Below are 21043 nucleotides of genomic sequence, written 5' to 3' on the forward strand. Positions count from 1 at the left end.
CTGCAGAACGAGTTTTTTTTATTTCTATATTTAAGCATGGAAAATAATTTGATATTGAACAGTCCGGTTGCCGGCTGTATGCGTTGGGGAAAATGGGGTGCCAATTTTACCACATACGATTATCGCCAGATGATTGATCAGTGTTTATCAATTGGGGTAAATAGTTTTGACCACGCAGATATTTACGGGGATTATACAACAGAAGAAGAATTCGGAGAAGCTTTAAAGGAAGACAAGACCATTCGTTCACAAATAAAACTGATTACAAAATGTGGCATTCAGATGGTTACTGATAACCGACCCGAACATAGCATCAAATCGTACAATACCAGTAAAAAACATATTATTCGCTCGGCTGAGCAATCCCTAAAAAATTTTGGTACAGACTATCTGGATGTATTGCTGATACATCGACCAGATCCTCTATTAGATCCGGCAGAAGTAGCAGAAGCCATTCAATCCCTTCAAATACAAGGGAAAGTAAGATCGTTTGGCGTATCCAATTTTCTACCTCATCAGGTAAATATGTTAAGGAAATGGGTTCAGATAGATTATAATCAGATTGAAGTATCCATTATCCGAACCTCTCCGTTCACGAATGGTATTTTAGACAATTGCATGGAAAACGACATTGTACCAATGGCCTGGGCACCACTGGGTGGAGGTTTATTAACAGATGACCTGCATCCTCATTTCAGAAGCATCTCACATGCTGCTCATTTGCTTTCAGAAAAATATGCCATGGGATTGAATGAAATGCTGATTGCCTGGCTGAATACGCACCCTGCAGGTATTCTTCCTGTTATTGGCACAACCAAAGCGGAAAGACTGGATCAGGCAAAAAAAGCAGCTTCCATCAAACTAACCAGAGAAGACTGGTTCTTTTTAATGAAAGCTGCTACGGGTGAAGATGTTGCTTAATTAGCTATTGGAAATGGCAGCGATGCCTGGCAATATTTTTCCTTCAAAATATTCCAGCATGGCTCCTCCCCCTGTACTTACATAACTTACCTGATCGGCAAAACCAAACTGATTAACAGCTGCTACACTATCGCCACCGCCTACTAAACTATAGGCTCCGTTTGCAGTGGCTTTAGCAACCGCAACTGCGATTGCTTTGGTACCTGCCTGGAATTTTTCCATTTCAAAAACCCCCATCGGACCATTCCATAAAATGGTTTTTGAACGGGTGATGGCAGCTGTAAATGCCTCAATCGCTTTCGGACCAATATCCAGTCCCATCCAGCCATCAGGAACCTGGTTGCTGTCTGCTACCTGTGTATTGGCATCAGCAGCAAAATTGTCTGCAACCAGACTATCTACCGGCAAATGAATGGTTACACCCTTTGCCGCAGCTTTTTCCAATATTTCGAGTGCCGTATTCAAACGATCGTCTTCGCATAAACTTTTACCAATGGCTCCACCTTTTGCTTTCATGAATGTGTATGCCATTCCGCCACCAATAATAATATCTGTTGCTCTCTCCAATAAGTTTTCGATGATCAGGATTTTGTCACTCACTTTTGCACCTCCAATAATGGCGGTAAAAGGTTTTTCTGCTTTATGCAAAACCAATTCAGCAGCTTTTACTTCTCCTTCCATTAGTAAGCCAAACATTTTATTTCTCGGAGCAAAAAACTGTGCAATAACAGCAGTGGAAGCATGCGCCCTGTGAGCAGTTCCAAAAGCATCATTCACATATACATCTCCTAACTTACTAAGCTTCTCTGCAAATGCAGCATCCCCTTTTTCTTCCTCTTTATAGAAACGAAGATTCTCCAATAACAAAACTTCTCCTGCCTGCAATGCGGCAGATTTATCAATGGCTTCCTGTCCAATGCAATCGTTTGCAAACTGCACCAATACTTCCTTGCCCATTGCCTTAGTAAGGAGGGATTGCAAATGGCCGGTAATATGAATTAAAGAACTTTTGGTTTCAGGCCCTTCCTTGGGACGGCCCAGGTGGCTCATTAAAATAACAGAACCGCCATCCTTCAATATTTTTACGATTGTAGGGACTGCTGCACGCATGCGATTGTCATCCCCAATTGCATAAGTTTGTTTATCTAAAGGGACATTAAAGTCTACTCGGATTAATGCTTTCTTACCAGCAAAATGAAACGATTCAAAAGGACTTGCCATATAAAATATTTATTGGCAATTTAACCAAAAAACAAAAGCCGTCCTGAATTATCAGAACGGCTTTCGATAGATTTTTTCAACTATTTACTTGCTGATTAAGCCTGCAAAATAATTTACAGTTCTTACCAACTGACTTACATAGCTCATTTCGTTATCGTACCAGCTTACGGTTTTCACAATCTGAGCATCACCAACCGTCATTACTTTGGTTTGCGTTGCATCAAATAATGAACCGAAATGAGTGCCGATAATATCTGTACTTACAATTTCATCTTCATTGTAACCGAAGCTTTCGTTTGCAGCAGCTTTCATTGCAGCATTTACTTCTTCAGCAGTTACTTTCTTATTCAAGATAGAAACCAGTTCAGTTAAAGAACCAGTGATGGTTGGAACACGCTGAGCGCTTCCGTCTAATTTTCCTTTTAATTCAGGTAAAACCAAGCCGATTGCTTTGGCAGCTCCGGTACTGTTTGGAACAATATTAGAAGCAGCAGCTCTGGCTCTTCTCAAGTCGCCTTTAGGGTGCGGAGCATCCAAAGTATTCTGGTCGTTGGTATATGCGTGAATGGTAGTCATGATACCAGTCTGGATACCAAACTGATCATTTAAAACTTTAGCCATTGGAGCCAAACAGTTTGTGGTACAAGACGCACAGGAAATGATGGTTTCAGAACCGTCCAAAATGCTGTGGTTTACATTGTATACAACTGTTTTTAAATCACCAGTAGCGGGTGCAGAAATTACGACACGCTTAGCACCGGCTGCAAGGTGTGCAGCTGCTTTATCCTTATCAGTAAAGAATCCGGTTGACTCAATTACTACATCTACACCGTGCGTTCCCCAAGGAATTTGAGAAGGATCTTTCTGAGCATATATTTTAACGGTTTCACCGTTTACTACAATTGAATCTTCTGTAGAAGTGACAGAAGCATCAAAACGTCCTTGTGCACTATCGTACTTCAATAAATGAGCTAAAACCGCCGGACTAGTCAGGTCATTAATAGCAACCACATCAATTCCCTTCATATTGTAAATCTGACGAAACACCAGACGACCGATTCTTCCGAAACCGTTAATAGCCACTTTTACTGTACTCATTGATAACTGTTTTTATTTAAATAATTGCGTTAAAGGAACAAATTTACAGTTTATCAAATGATTTTGGGTATTTTGATAAAAAAGTTTGGCAGAAAAGAAATTGCCTCTTATTTTTGCAACCCGAAAGACAAAAACCATGGCCGGTTCGTCTATCGGCTAGGACAGCCCCCTTTCACGGGGCAAAGACGGGTTCGATTCCCGTACCGGCTACGAAACGAGAATCAAGGCTACTTCCAACGAGGTAGCCTTTCTCATTTTCCTCCGAAACCCTTGCTACACTTGATATTAGAGAAACTACACTATTTACTCTTGGAGTTCGAACTCGCCTATTTTGCTTATCATACCTCATTCCCTCCGGGAATAGCAAATATTGAAGACGTTGCTTATCGTCATAGTCGCATGAAACCCATAACTGTAGTGGGTCTAGCAAAATATCCAAACCATTTTTAATCGCCTTTTCTAAGTTCGAACTCTTAAAATCACTTTTGACAATTTCCTCTTCTAATTGCTTCTTTTCATCTATGTATTTGTTTCTGTATTTATCGTAAAGTTCTTTGGTGAATTCCTGATTAATAAACCTTTCTTCCAGTGCTTCCACTTTATCAGTCAATTCTGTAATCTTTCTTTTTCTAGATACATCCTCCTGTAGTTTGTCATTAAACTTATGCGATACAATTTCCTTTACTTGTGTTTCTATTTCTTCTATATGAGCTGGTTTAATCTTATATTTTTCCAACTCCTCCATAAAAAGCTTATTTATAATTGTAGCCTTTTCATTAACAGGTTCGGCATGTCCTCTGGTTTTATAATAGATATACCCTTTTTGTTTATAGCCAGTAAACGGAGAGTTCGTGAGCTCACTTTTTAAAAACGACTTTAATGGCATGTCGGGGTCTTTGAATTTCTTTGCAATTCCCTTATGTGGATTAGTAATTGCAACCTCATTTGCTTTCATAAATAACTCCATAGAAACTAGCGCAGGATGGTGCCCTTTAATTAATTTACCAGGGAAATATGCATTCACAAAATATCCGCAATAAAATGGATTGGTAATTTGGCGATAAAAGCTTTTATATTCGATTGTTGACCCTAATTGGCGCAATTGGTCTACGATTTCTTTGTTGCTCCATTTACCTTCTGCTTTCCATTTAAAGCCCATTTTCATAAACTTGCCCTGGTCATTGATTACATATTCGTGATACTTGGCTTTCTCCTTTCTTCTCAGGTTTGTATAACCATATGGGCAGTGACCAATATAATACCCCTGTTCAATTAATTCAGAAGTACCACGCATGGTTTTGGTTCTTCGTAAATCGTTATCATACTTACCAAAAGCAAAGAATATTTGTTGCTGCAACTCTCCAGCAGGTGAAGTAACATCAATATCTTGTAGCACACTAATTACCTTAACACCCATTTTACTTAAATCAATAATAAGTTCTTGTGCATGATCACTTCTTGAGAAACGCTCAAATGAGTAAACCAATATGGCTACTACATCCTTGTTTTTCCTGACATAATTAAGCATTAATTTAAACTCCTTCCGCTCATCCGTTTTGGCCGACTCCGCCTCGCCACCAAAAAAGGCTTTAATCTCAAATGACCTTTTGGCTGCAAATACGATAGCATCTTTTCGTTGAGTTTCAAGGGATGTATTGTCAAATTGAGAGACATCGGACACCCTTGTATAATTTACAATACTATTCCCCTCCCTCCATTTAGGCGGTTTCGCTTTTTTGGCAAATTTGGTTGTCATCTGCTGAAGCTGTAATTCCAAGTTGTTCATCTTGAAGTAATTTTTTGATAATTTGATTAGCGATAATCTCTGATAAAATTTGAATTGTTTTTAGTTCATTTTCATTGGATTGAAATTTTTGATCCATGATGATTTAACATTTCACCACTCGGCCCTTTAATGGGATGCGATTAGTATGCTGTTAATTCTTCGAGCCGGTTTTACCGGAAGTCATATTCTTCGTTGTTCTATTAAATGTAATTGTTCTATTATCTCTGGTACTAATTGTTACTTCTTCATAGTTTTTTAAATGAAGTATTTTTTTTACTTGTTCTGCCTGCTCATCTGTAAAAGTTTGTTGAACTTGAGTATCAACCCTCATTATTTTTTCTGATTGAATTAATATTCTTATTTCTTTGATATTTTTCTTTCTCAACTCCTTAAGCACTAAGCGCTCTTCATCTTCAAGCAAATAAGGTATAACAATATTTGAAAGCTCTTTATTATCAACAAATTCTTTTAGCAAGCCTTTGATTGATATATATATGTGCGGTGCTTCAACATCAAATGGTGCTTTGCTGTGGTTTGTAAACTCTTCACCTCTTTTTTCTACTACTAATCCATTTGGGTAAATTAAAACACCTGCTTCCTTTCCCATCTTTACACACCAAACAACCAAATCGGATAAGTAACTAATATCAAATTTCAACCCATATAATAATAGTTTGTCTCCTAATATGTATTCAATATCTACTAACATTTGCTGCTCAAACTCATCAAGCTTAATTTTTGATTGTTTTTTTATAAGGGTTTCTTTTTGTTGTAATAAATTTTTTGTTGGCAGATCATCAAAGTATGCATCTTTAAAAAAATAGTCGGTTACTTTTTCAGTATCCTTAACTGGATAGCCTAAAGCCCGAAGATTGTCCAATATTCTTAGCCAAATTAGTTGAGACAAACTTACCTCCAATCCCCAACCACCTTCTTTAATAAATGGCAATAAGTTATTACGTCTCCAAAAAGGAAGGCTTTTGTAAAGCGATTGCCCATCTTTTCCAGCAAAGTCTTTTAATGGTAAAATTGGCTGAAAGTAGCTCATCTCCAAATCCAACAAACTCAAGTAATCATTTTTCATGTTTTAAATTAATGCGTATTTTTATCTAAATTTTAATCTAAAGTAAGATTTTTTATAACATATACAAAAAATCTTACGATCTTTAATGTTTAATTAAGAATAATATGAACTCGAAAAAGAAAGAAATTTCCAGTAAACCATCCTTAACCTACCTTTTAGGACGTGCATGCGAGGACTGCGGGGAACCTATTGCTGACCAAGAACGCAAGACAAAAAGACATTGTAGTGAGTATGTAGATGAAAACGGAATTCACCACAATTGCCGTAGAAGAAAGTACCAGAAGAAACACCAAATACATGAAGATCGACTTTTGGATTGGGCAGCGGTGCAGAGGCAAACAAAAACAAAAATTGAAGAAACAGTTGCCACTCATGGCGAATTTGTAAACCTACAAATATTAGAGGCATATGGAATTGCATTAAACAACTACATAACAATCAGCCATGGATATCAAGAAAGTTATCTAGAATTTTTAGGCTACAACATAATTATTAACCCATTTAAACAATCAATAAAAATTCAAAAACATGATAAACCAAGAAGTAATGTGGATGATAGAACGTTATCATAAACCAGCACAAAACGTAAAAATCAAAACCACTTTCATATTAATCGGCTTAGGCATAATAGGTGTCGCCTATATTGCAATAAAATCGTCAATTACAATGTCAAAGGAAATTCTAGAGTTAAAGGCAAATACATTGAAAAACCTCGAATCCATACATAATTTAACCTCAAAAACTGCTATGCTTGAATATGACCTACAACAGAATGAATTAATTATTGGGTCATTAAGGAATGAAAGAAAGTCCTTGTTAGCAGAATTACATAAGGCTACTAAAAGTAGCCATACATAGTAATTCCTAATTTTTACAGAGAATACGTTAGGAACTTAGTGTTCCGGAACGATTTATTCTGTTCTGGAACGTTCTGTAACATTCAGGAAAGTACCTGTACGTTCTGTAATGTTCAAAACTATTCTCGAACATAAAAAAGCTGGAAATTACGCTTACCAGTTCACAGTATAAAACATCTTCTATACGTTAATATCACATCTGATGGAGTGTAAGTAAAGAATTAATGAATACTACTTCCCTCATAGAAAATACATAACATATTATTTTTCTCGACAATGAATGTACTGTATTGAAAGTTTTGTTAGCAGCAGCCCAGTAATATTCTCTACTGAACATTTGTTATCTGCTATTACTTTCAGATAAGCCGCTACCACTTAAATTTTTTTTGATTAATTATTCAACAATTTTTTGCTTTCATTCTTTATTAACAACACTAGTCTGATATCCCCAATCAGAGAGAAGTTTGGCGACATCAGTAGCTTCACTGCTTTCGAGACCTGTCTCCCTGCTTTTCAAGATAAACCGGATGGGAGATTGGTATCGTTCACCATTTGGTCCGACATTGGAGGGAGATTGCAGAATGAGTAGTTTACCTGTTGCGTTTGAATTGAAAAATGTCCTATACCCTTTCATCTCATCTATAATAAAGGAGAGACTAGATTCCTGTAAGTGAGTCGCATTCATTGTAATCCTTGCCAAGGTCTCCATTTGAAGGTCGTCGAAATCCTTCAGGAAATCCATTGAATCGGGATGATAGTTAATAGGCTCATGCACTTTAATTTTCTCAGCGAGTTTCTCGGCTGACAGTTCGTACGGAACACCGTCAAATTGTTGCTCGAGTAATTGTTTTTTGCCTAATAAATCTTCCCTATCAATCGGATCAGTATAGTCAAGAAATTTCCGGGAGACATCAATCAATTCTATGGAAGTACAGAGAGAATGGTAAGCTTCCATGAGATGATCAAGTTCCATAAAAAGGTTATAGGCTTGCAGTCCGAGGATAATATTATTAAATATTAGTTCCTTGCTGATTTTTATAGTTTCCCTTACTGGTTGAAAAGTATAATAATCCAACTGCTTTGAGTATGTTCCACGATTGTTTAACGCCCAAACGTGAGCGAGCAGAAGCTTTTTGTCGTTTGCTTTTGCATATTTATTCAGGCCATCAAGTCGGTTAGTGTATTCTTTCTCTTGTTCAATAAGTAACGTAACTTTTTCTAGCCGCTCCTGCATGGTAAATGATCTGCCTAAAGTTTCCATTATCCTCACTTCACTAAACGCTCTATGCCTGATGCCATTAAACAGAATCATAAGGTTCTCGGTATTCCAAAGTTCAAGCATACACTTGATATCCTCGGGTTGCCGAGATGCTTCGATATCGTTAAACAATTTCTCGATCTTGCTAGACAAGTCTTCCGGCATCGGATGAAAGGATTTTACAGCAAGCAATTCGTAGAATATCGAATTGATATCAATAGTGATTTTATCAATACCGCCGCTCGCATTTTCACCAAGTTTTTTCAGTCGGATGTCAAATTCATCCTGGGTAATATTGGCGAGTGATAAATCTGATTTGAGTTTACTGAATTGTAGAGTTATTTCACTTTCTACAAGTTGAGGATTACGCTTATTTAGTTTGTTAAAATACATAAGCGATTCAGCATATTGACCGAATTCAGCATAAACCACTACCGCCATTACCAGCAACTTATCATCCTCTAGGATCTGCTGATGCGTTAGCTTTGAAAGAAGTCGGTAAACGATCCGAATATCATAACTGTTCAGAAATGACATCCCATGTTTAAGCAGGATCGCTTTAATATCCTCGATGCTATAGAGATCAGTTTGAGAAGCAGTAAGATCGCCGAGCGGCAGCTTGTATTTAGATCCATGATCCCGGTGCATTCTTTCATTTTGCTCAAATAACTGTACAAAGACCTGATGAATCTGATGTACTGCTTTTGGGTCAAGTATATTTGAGGCTGGAATATTAATACTGACTTTATTATTATTTTTCCATTCATCTGAAATACGCTCTTCCATTAATCTTTCATAGATCCGATCAACATAATCGAACAATAATATATTTTCCGAATCACTATATAACACGATCAACCCCCTAGCAGGTAATCTGCGCATAAGGTAACCCAATCGGGAGGTTTCAAATGAGTATGAAATGAATGCATCATTTTTAACTCTTTCAAATTGGCCGGCGATACTTTTTAGCTGGATTGGAAACTGCCATGCAGATGCCTGTGTTTTATTGATCACTAATTCAACTTCATAATCTATCCCGGTATCAGGAACTTGTGGCCTGCAGTTAAACCCGGTTTTGAGATTGATCTGTTCATTCATCCTTCGGGTGGATGTTTCACTGTTTTTTGAAGAAGCATCAATTACTGGAAGTTGGTTAAACGCCATTATAGTCTAATTATTCTGCACATCAAAATACTAAATAATTAAATACCAGTTTTTTATAGAAAGTGTAAAAATAGTTAGAAGGCAACCCAATAACTGATATTTATTTTACTTATAAAAGATTAAAAATCAATTTTATTTAAAATTCAAATGTTAATTATTCATCAAAGCTTATTGGATCTGGTGCACCGCATAGCTTGCGCATATGGTTAAACGCTTGTAATATTTTTTTATTAACTAGGTTGTGGTCACAATCATTGCATATATAGCTATTGATTGGGATTTTGCCATAAGTATCATTTTTGGCTTCCATTTGGCTTAAACTCTTACCTTCATATGTACTAATTTTTGATCCTGAGACTGCTTTAAAATTGGTTCATTCCAAACATGCAGGTTTTCAACGTAGAATACGGGTTGATATAAAAAGAAATTCTATCTTACTCTAAATTTTAATATATGATTTTAAGACAAATAAAGCGAACGGGAATATTCTGCGCCCTATCTGTTTTAGTTTCTTTTGTTTTATCAGCACAACCTAATAGCACAAAAATTGGGGCATTAGAATGGGCTACATCTAATCTTGATGTGGATGCCTTTCGTAATGGCGATAAGCTGATGTATTGCGCCAATAAGCAAGATTATGATAAAGCGGTTTACAACAACATCCCTGCATATGCTTATATCAATTTTGATCCTTCAAACCGAGGTAAATTTGGCGCAATCTATAACATGGCCGCAATCATGGATCCCCGTGGCCTCGCGCCTAATGGTTGGCGAATTGCATCTCTTAATGACTGGAAGGAACTTAGAAATTCTGTGAAAGGTATTCATGAATTGAAAAGTAAGATGGGCTGGAAAAAAGGCATGTTTGATCCAGAATCTTGTGTACCTAACGGAACCGACAAATATGGATTCAATGCAATTGAGTCAGAGGATTATTTTTCCGAGAAGAAAGGTGTAGTGTACAGCACATTCTGGTTTACATCTAGTCGCTCTTCGTTTTATGGGTTGAAAACCTTTATTTTGATGTGTTTCAAAGACGAAGGGGCTGCTTTTTTTTCCATGGGCCCTGTTCGTTGTGTAAAAGGTGATAACCTCCCAAAGCCTGTGATAATAAAAAAACCTGCTGATAACATTGTGGAATGGGTACAGGTTGGGTATGACGTATGGATGAAAAATAACCTAAACGTAGACACATTCCGCAATGGAGATAAAATACTTGAGGCCCGCACAAATGAAGAGTGGATTGCCGCAGAAAAAAGTAAAACACCAGCATGGTGCTACTATGAAAACGATCCTGCCAACGGGAAAAAATATGGAAGGCTTTATAATTATTATGCTACTATTGATAAAAGAAAATTGTTGCCCGATGGATGGATTATACCAGAAACCGAAAATATCTTTAATTTAAAAAGTGAAGTGTCCCGTTTATTAATGGTCAATCCAAAGGGGCCCATGGAGGGGGGATTACTAAGGCCACCAAAAGAATGGAATCCTACTATTTACAAAGCTGATAATTCTACTGGGTTTACAGCATTGCCTGCAGGCGTAAGAGCAGAAACCGGTGGATTTGAAAGCATCAAAGAATATACAGCTTTCTGGCTTCGGGATTCACATGACGCAGACTTTGCTTATTTCTTTTCCATTGATGACGGCAACGAACTATTTAGTGAGTTTAGGGCAAAAGGGACGGGGCATTCGATAAGGGGTGTATGGCGGCAGAATTAATGAACGGTTTTAGGGTTACAATTTATATATATTTAAAAAAATGCAAATTCTGTACTAAAACAAACTCTTAATAAAGTAAGAGAAGGCTTATTTGTATTTGATTTTGAAACCCAATAATTATTTGAGGCCTTTATACTGAAGAAAAATAGCACGTTTTTGGAATTGTATATGCCATCTATTCTGGTTTGGCTATTTAAGAACGAACGCTGATCATGGAAAAAAGTAACCCCTTTGCAAAATTCCTTTAAAAGGAACTTTCTTAATAGTGGTGCAAGAAATTATAAAAAACTCACGCTATATCCCCTGCATAATTCAATATCACCAATTACAAACCCTGCGACGGTTGCTGCCGCAATCACTTGTTCATGATGTTTTTCTCGAAAATTAAGATGCAAGTTACCATCATCACAAAGTCGTAACGATACAGGAACTTCGCCATCACTGATCATCAGAATAACAGGAATATCGTACCTGCGTGAAAAAAAGAAGAGGGGAAATATATCCACTATTATATCTACACTGAACTGTATGACATAGGAGCGTTTTATACCACGGCTTATACGTTTAAATATATTTCTTTTTTGAAATGTCTCAAATGGAAAATCAGAAAAATCCGTGTTAACGAAATCAAGAAGGGTCACTTTTTGAGAACCTAGTGTTTTTAAAAAAAGGGTAATACTCTCAGGTAATTTGAGGCAATAATCTTTTCTGTTTATTGCAGGATAGACAATTACGCAATTCCCTGTGACTGGCGAATTATTCTGATTAAACTGTTGACGGTGGTCGAAATTTTGTTTCAACTGCTTTTTGTCAGAACGGATTGATTCATCGAGATCAACAGAGTAAGAATTTTGCATATCACATATAAATGTGTCAGCAAATTCGTCTGATTGAAAAAAGGTCTTACGTGTAATTATTTCCATTTGTGTCTCGTCCTAAAAAAACCTTACACATTTAAAAATTAATCCGGATATTACTTTACATGTGTTTTTCTTAATCCTGGATTTTGTTTACAATCAAAGATAGTCATTTTATATCCTTGTATATTTTGATCTATTTATTAGCCTTAAAACGTTGGAAGAAACGTAAACAAGCTCTGCTGAGGGGCATCTTGTCAGGGATATTCCAACCAAATGAACACGATAATCGGCAAAATATTTTGCCGATTATTTTTAGTGTACTTCTGCTATGTCTTAAAAAACCTGTTTCTTTTTCCTGGGATAACTCTTCCAGCTTTTATTAATATCACCTGTCATTTGATGTGCTGACCGTGGTGTGAGATAGCCTAAACTTAAATGAGGTCGTTTAGAATTATATACCTCAATGTTAGAAGTTAAAACCTTGACAGCCTCTTTATGATTTTGATAAACTCGTTTGGGATAAAATTCGTTTTTCAGAATACCATTCATTCTTTCAGCCAGAGCATTTTCATACGGGCTACCACTCTGTGTCATACTAATTTCAATATGGTTTAGTTTCAATACATCTACATATGCCGCCGAGCAATATTGGATTCCTCTGTCAGAATGGTGTATCAATTTACAGCCCTTGCTTCTGTTATTGATTGCCATTTCTAAGGCCTTTAAGCAACCAACAGCTTCCAGCGTTGGGTATAAACAGTATCCTACTATCAATCTTGAATATGCGTCCGTTATTAAGCTCAAATAACTAAACCCATTAATGGTTCTTATATAGGTAATATCACACACCCAAAGCTGTTCTGATGCATTTAAATTAAGCCCTGTCGTTAAATCCGGATACTTCTTTAACCAATGAAATGAATCAGTAGTTTTTATCATCCTGCGTCTCTTTCGGACAAGCAGACCATGGTGTCTCAGTAGATTAAATAGCTGATCTCTTCCCATTTTTATCCCATGATCCTGCAGTGGCCCTGCCAAATAATGAACCAATTTCCGGGTTCCAATCATTGGCATAATCAACCTGGCCTCCCGGACCAAACAGAGAACTATCATTTGAGCAATCGTGATATTTTGTTCTTGCTTTTGAGCATCATAAAATGCTTGCCTTGTCACACCAAACAGTGCACAAATACTCTCCAGTGATGCTTTTGGATTTCTTTGCCTTATTCTTTTGACTGTTTGGTACCAGACTTTTTTCTAATCTTAATTTTGAGGTCGTCCTCAGCAACTTGGATCATAGTTTGAAGGGTAAGGACCTTTAACTCAGATTTTTCAAGTGCACCAGTTAGCTCCTTAATCTTTTTGGACAATGCCAAGTGTTGTTGATTTTCATTCATAGTTGATAATAAATCTAATGAATGATTTTGGGATAAATCCTTTGTGGATTGCTTTAAAATAAATAGCCTTAGGGTGTTCCTATTGACTCCATATTTACGGCATGCCGTTTTCTTTGGCATTCCCCTTTCCTGAATTTCTCGGACAATTTCTAACATTTCCTCTTCGCTTCTCCGCCTATATGGTTGGCTACTGGGGAAACTAGGCTTTGACTTTTTTTGAACCTTTTCTGTCATGCTGAATAGTTTTTTGACAAGCTATTTCAGGACTAGACAAAATGGACAATCCTATTTTATCATGATAAAGAAATTCCTGTTTTTAAAGTAAAAAAAGACAGATGATCTCTCTAAAACCTATTTCTCTCTGTACTGTAGCGGTGTCATACCAACCCTTTTCCTGAAATAGGAGCCGAAGAAAGAAGCGTTGGCAAATTCCAGTTCAAAGGCTATTTGACCCACTGTCATATCTGAACTTTTGAGCAATGCCTTGGCTGCCATAATAACCATTTCATCTATCCACTCCAGTACTGGCTTTCCACTTGTTTCTTTGATAACCTTTGCAAAATGTTTTGGTGTCAGGAACAACTTATCGGCATAGAACCGCACACTGCGCTCAGTTCTGTAATTTTCAAAAAGCAAGGCCATAAACCGCATATGAATATCTTCATTCCTATTTTGCGCTTTAGTGGTAATATCCATACTGCTGGCGTACAATTGCAATATCTGGTAGATAAGTGCATACAGCAAATTCTTGATTACTTCTTCTCTGTACGCGACATGCTGTTTTTGATACTGTTTTACAATAAGCTTGTGCACATCCAGCAAATTCCCGAATGAATCATCGTTCAGATGCAGGCAGGCTTGCTCCTCTACTGCCTTAACTATATACCCTAATTGGGTGGACAGCCTGATGTTGGAAATAAAATCGAACGTAAAAAACAGAAACTCCACTTTCAGGTCATCGCTCTGTTCCAGTATCTGAACAATGCTATTTGGCACAGCAATAAGCACGGTATTTTGACACACGTGATGTTCCGTAAGGTTTATCCTCACCTTGGCATTTCCCTTTACACAAAACACAAAGGCAATTCCATCCAGTATATGTGGGTGGTCCAGATCAAATGCATGCTCCCGCAAATCATTGGGGCTTTTGGAGACAATAAAATCTTTTGTTTCTGCTATCACATTTACGTGAAGTTGCCGGGCAAAGTGTTCTATGGAGATTTTACCGTAATCTTCTTTTTTCATCTTTATTTCTGATAAATACAAGCTACAAATATACAAAAACCGACCTTTTGAACATCATTAAGGAAAAATTGATTTAATCAGAGGTGCTTTTTGTTCAGAACTTTGCAACAGTTTAAAATTAAAACAGCAAAGAGATATGTATAAAACAGCGTTTCCCCTGGCAAAACACATCGGCGTCTTATCCTGTGTGTTCATCCTTTTTTCCTGCTCTTCCAAGGAAGAGAAAGCCGAAACCAAAGCAGTTCCGGTAAATGTGCAACAGATTAAATCAGATAACAATGCATACCCACAGGAATACATTGGCACTGTGGAAAGCGAGAATGCAGTCGATGTCAGCTTTCTTGTAGTGGGGACTATAGAACAACTATATGTGACTGAAGGACAAAAAGTTTCCAAAGGACAATTATTGGGAAGGTTAAATACCATTTCGCTGAAGAACGCACACGAACTGACATTGGCAACGCTCAAACAGGCAGAAGATGCCTACAAAAGAATGTCGGCAATGTATGAAAGCAAGAGCCTGCCTGAGATTAAGTTTATCGAGATAAAAACTCAGGTGGAACAGGCAAAAGCAAACGAAGCCATTGCCCGTAAAAATCTGCAGGACGGTAATCTATATGCTCCTCAATCCGGTGTTATCGGTACGCGCTACCTTGAACCGGGAGCCAATGTAATGCCCGGAACACCTGTGTTCAACATTATGGACATCAGTAGCGTAAAAGTAAAAACGGCTATCCCCGAAGGCGAAATATCAGGTATCCTTACAGGAAGTAAATGCGAGGTTAAAATCTCTGCACTTAATGATGAAACATTTGAAGGGCAGGTCATTGAAAAAGGCGTTGCCGCCAATCCGGTTTCACATACCTACGACATTAAGATAAAAATCAACAATACCACAGGGAAAATTATGCCCGGTATGGTATGCAGGACCTATTTGGGAAATAACAGGTATTCGGAAAGTGCCAGCATTATCGTTCCGATAAAAGCCGTGCAAGTAGACTATTCTGGCAAACGCTTCGTATGGCTCAAAGACAAGCAAAATAAAGCGGTATACAAAGAAGTAACGCTCGGTAATCTTTCCGAAAACGGGGTACGGATCACAAGTGGTCTGCAAGATGGCGACCAGCTGATTACCACAGGTTATCAGAACATCAGTAACGGAACATTGGTAACTGTAAAAAAATAATCCCGAAAAATGGAACATAAAAAAGAACATACAGGACTCATAGCCATGGCTATGAAGTATAACAAAATCGTACTGTTACTCATCAGCACGTTTGTACTTTGCGGTTTTTTTGCACTGTACAAAATGCCCAAACAGGAGTTCCCGATTTTCACCATCCGCCAGGGCGTGGTGGTAGGGGTATATCCGGGTGCTACGTCGGCAGAAGTGGAAGAACAGTTGACCAAGCCGCTTGAAAAATTTCTCTTTACCTACAAAGAAGTAAAGAAATCCAAAACCTACTCGCAATCGCGTGACGGCATTGTGTATGTGTTCGTGGAGTTGAATGATGATGTACAGAACAAAGATGAGGTCTGGTCGAAAATCAAGCACGGATTGTCCACCTTTAAGATGCAGTTGCCGTCCGGTGTTTTGGCACTCATTGCCAATGACGATTTCGGTGACGCTTCAGCATTATTAATCGCACTCGAATCGGATACCAAAACCTATCGCCAGCTTAAAGATTATGTGGAAGCGTTGGAAAACAAGCTCCGCACGGTGGAATCGGTTTCTAACCTGCGACGATATGGTGTGCAGAACGAACAGTTGAGCATTTATGTGGACAAGGAAAAGGTAGCGAGTTACGGTATCAACATTTATAGTTTATATCAAACACTGCTGACCAAAGGAATGGTTGGGCCATCTGGGAATATAGATAATGACGAGATGGTGGTTCCAATCCATATTACACGGCCTTTTTCTTCCGAGCGTGATCTGGAAGAACAAATTGTTTATTCCGATCCGCAGGGAAATCATATCCGCCTCAAAGATGTGGCACAGGTAGTGCGTGAATACCCTGAAGCATCAAGCTATACGATCAGCAATGGCAAAAAATGCCTGATCCTTTCCACCGAAATGCGAGAGGGCTATAACATCGTGCAATATGGTAAAGATGTGGAAGTGGTGATGAAAGCGTTTGAGAAAACATTACCGGATGACGTCAAGGTGTTCCGGATTGCCGACCAGCCGGAAGTAGTAGACGCCTCTATCAACACCTTTTTAAAAGAACTGGCTATAGCCATTGCCGCAGTGGTATTGGTGGTCATGTTCTTGTTGCCTATCCGTGTGGCAGGTGTTGCTGCTTCCACCATTCCTGTTTCGATTTTTATATCATTGGCATTGATGTATGCTTTCGGAATAGAGCTGAATACCGTTACGCTGGCGGCATTAGTAGTAGTCTTAGGTATGATCGTGGACAATTCTATTGTGATTGTCGATAGTTACCTGGAAAAGCTGGATGAGGGAATCCCGAGATGGGATGCTGCCATAGAGAGTGCACAGGAATATTTTAAAGCGATATTGTCGGCAACGCTGGCTATCGGGATTACGTTCTTCCCTTTTCTGTTCACCCTTACGGGGCAGATGTATGATTTCGTCCTGGCGTTCCCATGGACGATACTTATTACCCTGGGGGTATCCCTTGCCGTTGCAGTACTCTTCGTACCCTACCTGCAATATTTGATTGTTACCAAAGGATTGCATTCGGAGCAGACCAAGGTCAAAAAGAACAAATCGTTCCTCGACTATGTACAGTTTGTGTATGATAAATTACTGGAGAAAGTATTTCAATTCCCCAAAACATCATTTCTCATAGGTGTATTGTCAGTTATCGGTGGCGTTGCCATGTTTATCAACCTGCCACTGAAACTTATGCCTGTTGCCGAGCGCAACCAATTTGCGGTGGAAATCTATCTGCCTCAGGCAAGTTCATTGGAGCAAACCGAAAAGGTAGCAAACGACATGAACCAGGTACTTGGCAAAGACAAGCGGGTAAAATCCATTACCGCGTTTATGGGTAGTGGGTCCCCACGTTTCCAGACAACTTATGCCCCTAAAATCGGTGGCTCAAACTTCGCACAATTCATCGTCAATACCGAGTCAAGCGAAGCAACAGAGGAAATCCTGGATGAATATGCTACCAAATATGCCCATTATTATCCCAATGCCTTTGTAAAGTTCAAGCAATTGGATTACCAGATTGGCGTGGATGCCGATGTGGAAGTGCGACTAAGCGGCGACAACATAGCCGACCTGAAGGAAGTTGCCGGAAAGATTCAATCAGCAGCCGGGAAAATGGACGAGCCGATACGGATCTATACCAACTACGAAGAAGTTTTGCCCGATATCCTCGTTGCATTGAATCCTGTAGAATCTAACCGTTTGGGCATAAGCGAAGGCATTCTGGGTGTAGGCTTGGCTTCACGTTTCGGCGGATTGCCCATTACCACCCTTTGGGAAAACGATTACCAGATACCTGTGGTGCTCAAATCGAAATGGGAACACAAAGATGCCGTGGCGGGAGACGTGGAAAACGAATACATTTCCGGATTGTTCTCTCCTGCCGTACCGTTAAGGCAGGTTGCCAAGGTAACTACCGAGTGGAACGAAGGGCAGATTGTTCGCCGTAATGGTGTACGTACCCTATCGGTTTACATTGATTTGAAACGTGGCGAAAAAGTAGGTGCCATGCAGACCAAAATCGAAAATCTGGTAAATGGTATGCAGGACGAAATCAAAGATAAAAATATCACGGTGACCTATGGTGGCGTAAAAGATTTTAACGATGAAACCATCCCTAAAATAGTATCGGCTTTAATAATGTCCATTGCTATTATCTTTTTCATTCTGGTATTCCACTTCAAAAAAGTAAGCCTGGCTTCGCTGGTATTTGCCTCTACCGCGTTCAGTATTTTCGGGGCGGCTTTCGGTATATGGGTCATGGGATTGGATTTCAGTGTTACGGCGGTGTTGGGCTTGGTAAGCCTGATCGGTATCATCGTGCGGAACGGTATTATTATGTACGATTATATCGAAGAATTAAGGCACAAACACAATATGCCTGTTTTGGAAGCCTGTATAGATGCAGGGAAACGCAGGATGCGTCCTATTTTACTGACTTGTCTGGCAGCATCAATGGGGGTTATTCCAATGATTATCAGCAAAAGTCCACTGTGGGCACCAATGGGAACCGTCATCTTTTTCGGAACGCTGATATCCATGGTTTTTATTCTTACCATGCTCCCGCTCATTTATTGGCTGGCGTATAAAAATGAAGGCCCTAAAAATGCAACGATATGATTGTGAACAATAAAATAGGCGTTACACTTTCCGGTGGCGGTTTCAGGGGCATAGCTCATTTGGGCATACTACAGTATATGCTGGAGCTGGGTATAGAACCTGATGCCGTTTCCGGCGCAAGTGCCGGGGCACTGGTCGGAGCGTTTATAGCAGCCGGATATTCGCCGGAAGAAATTTTCCAATTTGCCAAAAAGGAACATTTTTTCAACTATAAGAGCGTATTAAAAGGTGGAGGATTAAGTACGGACAGTTTTGAAAAGATTATTCGCACCCATATTCCACACGATAGTTTTGAAGGCTTAAAAATACCACTTTATGTATCAGTTACCGACCTTACGAATGCGCAATCCCTGATTTTCAACCATGGTAGCTTGTCTTTTGCCGTCAAGGCTTCCTGCTGCTTCCCATTGGTATTTCAGCCGGTTCTGTATGGTGAAGATACTTATCTGTGCGATGGTGGTTTGCTGAATAATTTCCCTGTGGAGCAAATAAGGGCTTCCTGTAATAAAACCATCGGCATCAATGTCAATCCGCTTAACAAACATCAGGGAAAATTCAGTTATACGGGGGTGGTGAGCAGGATTATCCGCATGGCCACATCCGGTATCACGGTAGATGGAAAAGCAGATTGTGATGTGTATATACAACCCGATGAATTAAACGGCTACAGTACGTTTGACATAAGAAAGATTGATGAATTATATCAATTAGGATACGCTCACGCTCAGAAATTCGAAAAAGAATTTTTAACACTTAAAGAAATTAAGCAAGAATGAAAAAGGTAATCATAGCAATATTTGCATTGGGTTTTTCGCTTAGCGGATACGCCCAAACACACCTCACACTCGAACAAAGCAAATCGCTGGCTTTGCAGAACAACAGCAAAGTGAAAAACAGCGAACTAGAGGTAGGTGCCGCTCAGGAAATAAAGAAAGAGGCCTATACCAACTATTTTCCTAAAGTGAGTGCCACGGCAATGGGAATGCAGGCAATCGACCCGCTGCTGGAAATGAAAATGCAGGGTGGCAATCTGCCTGTTTACGATGGAAACCCTGCCAACCTGGGCAACGCTACACAATTTGCCTATATGCCCGATGTAAATATTGGTTTGTTCAACCAGATGGCATTAGGCTATATCAATGTTTTACAGCCTGTGTATGCAGGTGGGAAAATCAAGACAGGCAATAAGATGACCGACCTGAATATTGAAGTAAAGCAAAAGCTGCAAAAATTGTCCGAGAACGAGGTGTTGCTTAAAACAGAGCAACAATACTGGCAGGTCATCGCTATTCAGGAAAAGCAGAAGACGCTCGATAACTATATCAAATTTCTGGACACGCTCTATAACCAGACCAATACGGCGTACAAAAATGGTGTCATCATCAAGAATGATGTATTGAAAGTGACCATTAAGCAAAGCGAATTGAAGGTCAATAAAACCCAGTTGGAAAACGGAAAAAAATTATCCCTGATGCAGTTATGCCAGACCATAGGAATGGAATATGACCCCGAAATCATCTTGGATGATAATCTCAATGACCTTTCCGTTCCCCAAACCTATTTCGTGTCCAATAGCGCGGTATTGCCCAACCGTGTTGAATACCAGCTTTTGGAAAAAGCGGTAACGGGTGCAAAGCTGGAAACACAATTGAAAAAAGGTGATTATCTGCCCACTTTCGGCGTAGGCTTGTCTGGCTATTACCTTGACCAGTTTGAAAGTAACCAGAAAGGCGCTTTTAACGGAATGGTGTATGCTTCTTTGTCTGTTCCCATCTCTGATTGGTGGGGCGGAAAACACAAACTAAATGAGCTGAAGTATAAAGAAAAAATCGCGCAAAATACGTTGAACGATAACAAAGGACTGCTTAACCTGCAAATGGAAAAAGCGTGGACAGACCTGACAGAAGCCGATAAGAAAGTGCACCTGATTGAAGAAACCTTGGCACAGACCATTGAAAACCTGAAAGTAAACCAGGACAGTTACAATAACGGCTTAATCCAGCTTTCGGATTTGTTGGAAGCACGGGCTTTGAAAGCTGAAACCGAAGATAAGCTCATCGAAGCGAAAAGCCAGTACAAAACAGCAATAACCAATTACCTGCTGGTAACAGGACGATGAAACATTAA

The 21043-nt window shown here is 39.1% G+C and carries 18 protein-coding genes and 1 tRNA gene; 9 read left to right on the top strand and 10 right to left on the bottom strand.

The features are described from left to right. Nucleotides 1-36: 36 nt before the first annotated feature. A complete protein-coding gene (locus F777_RS0112830) occupies nucleotides 37-921 on the top strand; it encodes an aldo/keto reductase (protein WP_037369479.1) in 885 nt (294 codons plus the stop codon). On the opposite strand, the gene pgk is transcribed toward F777_RS0112830, so the two are convergent. Together pgk and gap are read right to left on the bottom strand one after the other, a co-directional pair. Next, nucleotides 922-2142 carry a phosphoglycerate kinase gene (pgk, locus tag F777_RS0112835; RefSeq protein ID WP_037369482.1) on the bottom strand — a complete coding sequence of 407 codons (1221 nt, stop codon included), beginning with the start codon at nucleotides 2140-2142 and terminating at the stop codon, nucleotides 922-924. It lies immediately after the preceding gene. An 84-nt stretch (nucleotides 2143-2226) separates the two neighbouring features. Next, the gene (gene gap, locus F777_RS0112840; RefSeq protein ID WP_026752398.1) at nucleotides 2227-3240 is read right to left on the bottom strand and encodes a type I glyceraldehyde-3-phosphate dehydrogenase; all 1014 of its coding nucleotides are present in this window, start codon (nucleotides 3238-3240) and stop codon (nucleotides 2227-2229) included. 138 nt (nucleotides 3241-3378) lie between these two features. On the opposite strand from gap, the gene F777_RS0112845 reads away from it, so the two are divergent. Continuing rightward, a tRNA-Glu gene (locus F777_RS0112845) sits at nucleotides 3379-3450 on the top strand. On the opposite strand, the gene F777_RS18640 is transcribed toward F777_RS0112845, so the two are convergent. From F777_RS18640 to F777_RS0112855, 3 genes are read right to left on the bottom strand one after another with little or no spacing between them, the layout of a single operon-like run. After that, nucleotides 3413-5026 (bottom strand): recombinase family protein, encoded by a 1614-nt coding sequence (locus tag F777_RS18640; RefSeq protein WP_081720548.1) that lies wholly within the window; start codon nucleotides 5024-5026, stop codon nucleotides 3413-3415. The two genes, F777_RS0112845 and F777_RS18640, sit on opposite strands and share 38 nt — an antisense overlap. Beyond that, complete coding sequence (locus tag F777_RS18030; protein WP_161631517.1) at nucleotides 4959-5123, bottom strand: hypothetical protein; 165 nt, start codon at nucleotides 5121-5123, stop codon at nucleotides 4959-4961. The genes F777_RS18640 and F777_RS18030 overlap by 68 nt, the downstream gene beginning before the upstream one ends. 54 nt (nucleotides 5124-5177) lie before the next feature. Next, on the bottom strand, nucleotides 5178-6110 hold the full coding sequence (locus F777_RS0112855) for a hypothetical protein (RefSeq protein WP_026752399.1): 933 nt from the start codon (nucleotides 6108-6110) through the stop codon (nucleotides 5178-5180). A gap of 104 nt (nucleotides 6111-6214) precedes the next feature. On the opposite strand from F777_RS0112855, the gene F777_RS0112860 reads away from it, so the two are divergent. Both F777_RS0112860 and F777_RS0112865 read left to right on the top strand, forming a co-directional pair. Further along, on the top strand, nucleotides 6215-6682 hold the full coding sequence (locus F777_RS0112860; RefSeq protein WP_026752400.1) for a hypothetical protein: 468 nt from the start codon (nucleotides 6215-6217) through the stop codon (nucleotides 6680-6682). After that, nucleotides 6639-6968: a hypothetical protein gene (locus F777_RS0112865; protein ID WP_026752401.1), complete on the top strand. Its 330-nt coding sequence runs from the start codon at nucleotides 6639-6641 to the stop codon at nucleotides 6966-6968. The genes F777_RS0112860 and F777_RS0112865 overlap by 44 nt, the downstream gene beginning before the upstream one ends. Nucleotides 6969-7382: 414 nt before the next feature. On the opposite strand, the gene F777_RS0112870 is transcribed toward F777_RS0112865, so the two are convergent. Beyond that, nucleotides 7383-9389, bottom strand: a complete 2007-nt coding sequence (locus F777_RS0112870; protein WP_026752402.1) for a DUF4365 domain-containing protein — start codon at nucleotides 9387-9389, stop codon at nucleotides 7383-7385. Between the two features lie 453 nt (nucleotides 9390-9842). On the opposite strand from F777_RS0112870, the gene F777_RS17415 reads away from it, so the two are divergent. After that, nucleotides 9843-11114, top strand: coding sequence for an FISUMP domain-containing protein (locus F777_RS17415; RefSeq protein WP_051408608.1), 1272 nt, complete (start codon nucleotides 9843-9845; stop codon nucleotides 11112-11114). Nucleotides 11115-11392: 278 nt separating this feature from the next. On the opposite strand, the gene F777_RS0112880 is transcribed toward F777_RS17415, so the two are convergent. From F777_RS0112880 to F777_RS0112895, 4 genes are all read right to left on the bottom strand, one after another. After that, entirely contained in the window at nucleotides 11393-11971 is a 579-nt protein-coding gene (locus F777_RS0112880; protein ID WP_161631518.1) for a hypothetical protein, read from the bottom strand. Nucleotides 11972-12307: 336 nt separating this feature from the next. Further along, nucleotides 12308-13201, bottom strand: coding sequence for an IS3 family transposase (locus F777_RS0112885; protein WP_051408404.1), 894 nt, complete (start codon nucleotides 13199-13201; stop codon nucleotides 12308-12310). Next, the gene (locus F777_RS0112890) at nucleotides 13198-13605 is read right to left on the bottom strand and encodes a transposase (RefSeq protein ID WP_026750796.1); all 408 of its coding nucleotides are present in this window, start codon (nucleotides 13603-13605) and stop codon (nucleotides 13198-13200) included. The genes F777_RS0112885 and F777_RS0112890 overlap by 4 nt, the downstream gene beginning before the upstream one ends. Nucleotides 13606-13722: 117 nt before the next feature. Next, on the bottom strand, nucleotides 13723-14616 hold the full coding sequence (locus F777_RS0112895) for an AraC family transcriptional regulator (RefSeq protein WP_026752404.1): 894 nt from the start codon (nucleotides 14614-14616) through the stop codon (nucleotides 13723-13725). Nucleotides 14617-14752: 136 nt separating this feature from the next. Between F777_RS0112895 and F777_RS0112900 the strand changes: the two genes are divergently transcribed. The 4 genes from F777_RS0112900 to F777_RS0112915 are packed head-to-tail and all read left to right on the top strand — an operon-like array spanning nucleotide 14753 to nucleotide 21035. After that, nucleotides 14753-15802, top strand: a complete 1050-nt coding sequence (locus F777_RS0112900) for an efflux RND transporter periplasmic adaptor subunit (protein WP_037369485.1) — start codon at nucleotides 14753-14755, stop codon at nucleotides 15800-15802. Nucleotides 15803-15811: 9 nt separating this feature from the next. Then, complete coding sequence (locus tag F777_RS0112905; RefSeq protein ID WP_026752406.1) at nucleotides 15812-18916, top strand: efflux RND transporter permease subunit; 3105 nt, start codon at nucleotides 15812-15814, stop codon at nucleotides 18914-18916. Then, nucleotides 18913-19692: a patatin-like phospholipase family protein gene (locus tag F777_RS16740; protein ID WP_037369488.1), complete on the top strand. Its 780-nt coding sequence runs from the start codon at nucleotides 18913-18915 to the stop codon at nucleotides 19690-19692. The genes F777_RS0112905 and F777_RS16740 overlap by 4 nt, the downstream gene beginning before the upstream one ends. Further along, entirely contained in the window at nucleotides 19689-21035 is a 1347-nt protein-coding gene (locus F777_RS0112915) for a TolC family protein (protein WP_026752407.1), read from the top strand. The genes F777_RS16740 and F777_RS0112915 overlap by 4 nt, the downstream gene beginning before the upstream one ends. Nucleotides 21036-21043 lie beyond the last annotated feature (8 nt).

The sequence above is a fragment of the Sediminibacterium sp. C3 genome, assembly GCF_000508085.1.
Lineage (GTDB): Bacteria > Bacteroidota > Bacteroidia > Chitinophagales > Chitinophagaceae > Sediminibacterium.

Excerpts from the sequence above, each read along its gene's own strand:
- F777_RS16740 (WP_037369488.1), top strand. The coding sequence starts at position 18,913 with ATGATTGTGAACAATAAAATAGGCGTTACACTTTCCGGTGGCGGTTTC.
- F777_RS0112905 (WP_026752406.1), top strand. The coding sequence starts at position 15,812 with ATGGAACATAAAAAAGAACATACAGGACTCATAGCCATGGCTATGAAG.
- F777_RS0112865 (WP_026752401.1), top strand. The coding sequence starts at position 6,639 with ATGATAAACCAAGAAGTAATGTGGATGATAGAACGTTATCATAAACCA.
- F777_RS0112870 (WP_026752402.1), bottom strand. The coding sequence starts at position 9,389 with ATGGCGTTTAACCAACTTCCAGTAATTGATGCTTCTTCAAAAAACAGT.
- F777_RS18030 (WP_161631517.1), bottom strand. The coding sequence starts at position 5,123 with ATGGATCAAAAATTTCAATCCAATGAAAATGAACTAAAAACAATTCAA.
- F777_RS0112900 (WP_037369485.1), top strand. The coding sequence starts at position 14,753 with ATGTATAAAACAGCGTTTCCCCTGGCAAAACACATCGGCGTCTTATCC.
- F777_RS0112855 (WP_026752399.1), bottom strand. The coding sequence starts at position 6,110 with ATGAAAAATGATTACTTGAGTTTGTTGGATTTGGAGATGAGCTACTTT.
- F777_RS0112915 (WP_026752407.1), top strand. The coding sequence starts at position 19,689 with ATGAAAAAGGTAATCATAGCAATATTTGCATTGGGTTTTTCGCTTAGC.
- F777_RS0112830 (WP_037369479.1), top strand. The coding sequence starts at position 37 with ATGGAAAATAATTTGATATTGAACAGTCCGGTTGCCGGCTGTATGCGT.
- F777_RS17415 (WP_051408608.1), top strand. The coding sequence starts at position 9,843 with ATGATTTTAAGACAAATAAAGCGAACGGGAATATTCTGCGCCCTATCT.
- F777_RS0112880 (WP_161631518.1), bottom strand. The coding sequence starts at position 11,971 with ATGCAAAATTCTTACTCTGTTGATCTCGATGAATCAATCCGTTCTGAC.
- F777_RS0112895 (WP_026752404.1), bottom strand. The coding sequence starts at position 14,616 with ATGAAAAAAGAAGATTACGGTAAAATCTCCATAGAACACTTTGCCCGG.
- gap (WP_026752398.1), bottom strand. The coding sequence starts at position 3,240 with ATGAGTACAGTAAAAGTGGCTATTAACGGTTTCGGAAGAATCGGTCGT.
- F777_RS0112860 (WP_026752400.1), top strand. The coding sequence starts at position 6,215 with ATGAACTCGAAAAAGAAAGAAATTTCCAGTAAACCATCCTTAACCTAC.
- pgk (WP_037369482.1), bottom strand. The coding sequence starts at position 2,142 with ATGGCAAGTCCTTTTGAATCGTTTCATTTTGCTGGTAAGAAAGCATTA.
- F777_RS0112890 (WP_026750796.1), bottom strand. The coding sequence starts at position 13,605 with ATGACAGAAAAGGTTCAAAAAAAGTCAAAGCCTAGTTTCCCCAGTAGC.
- F777_RS18640 (WP_081720548.1), bottom strand. The coding sequence starts at position 5,026 with ATGAACAACTTGGAATTACAGCTTCAGCAGATGACAACCAAATTTGCC.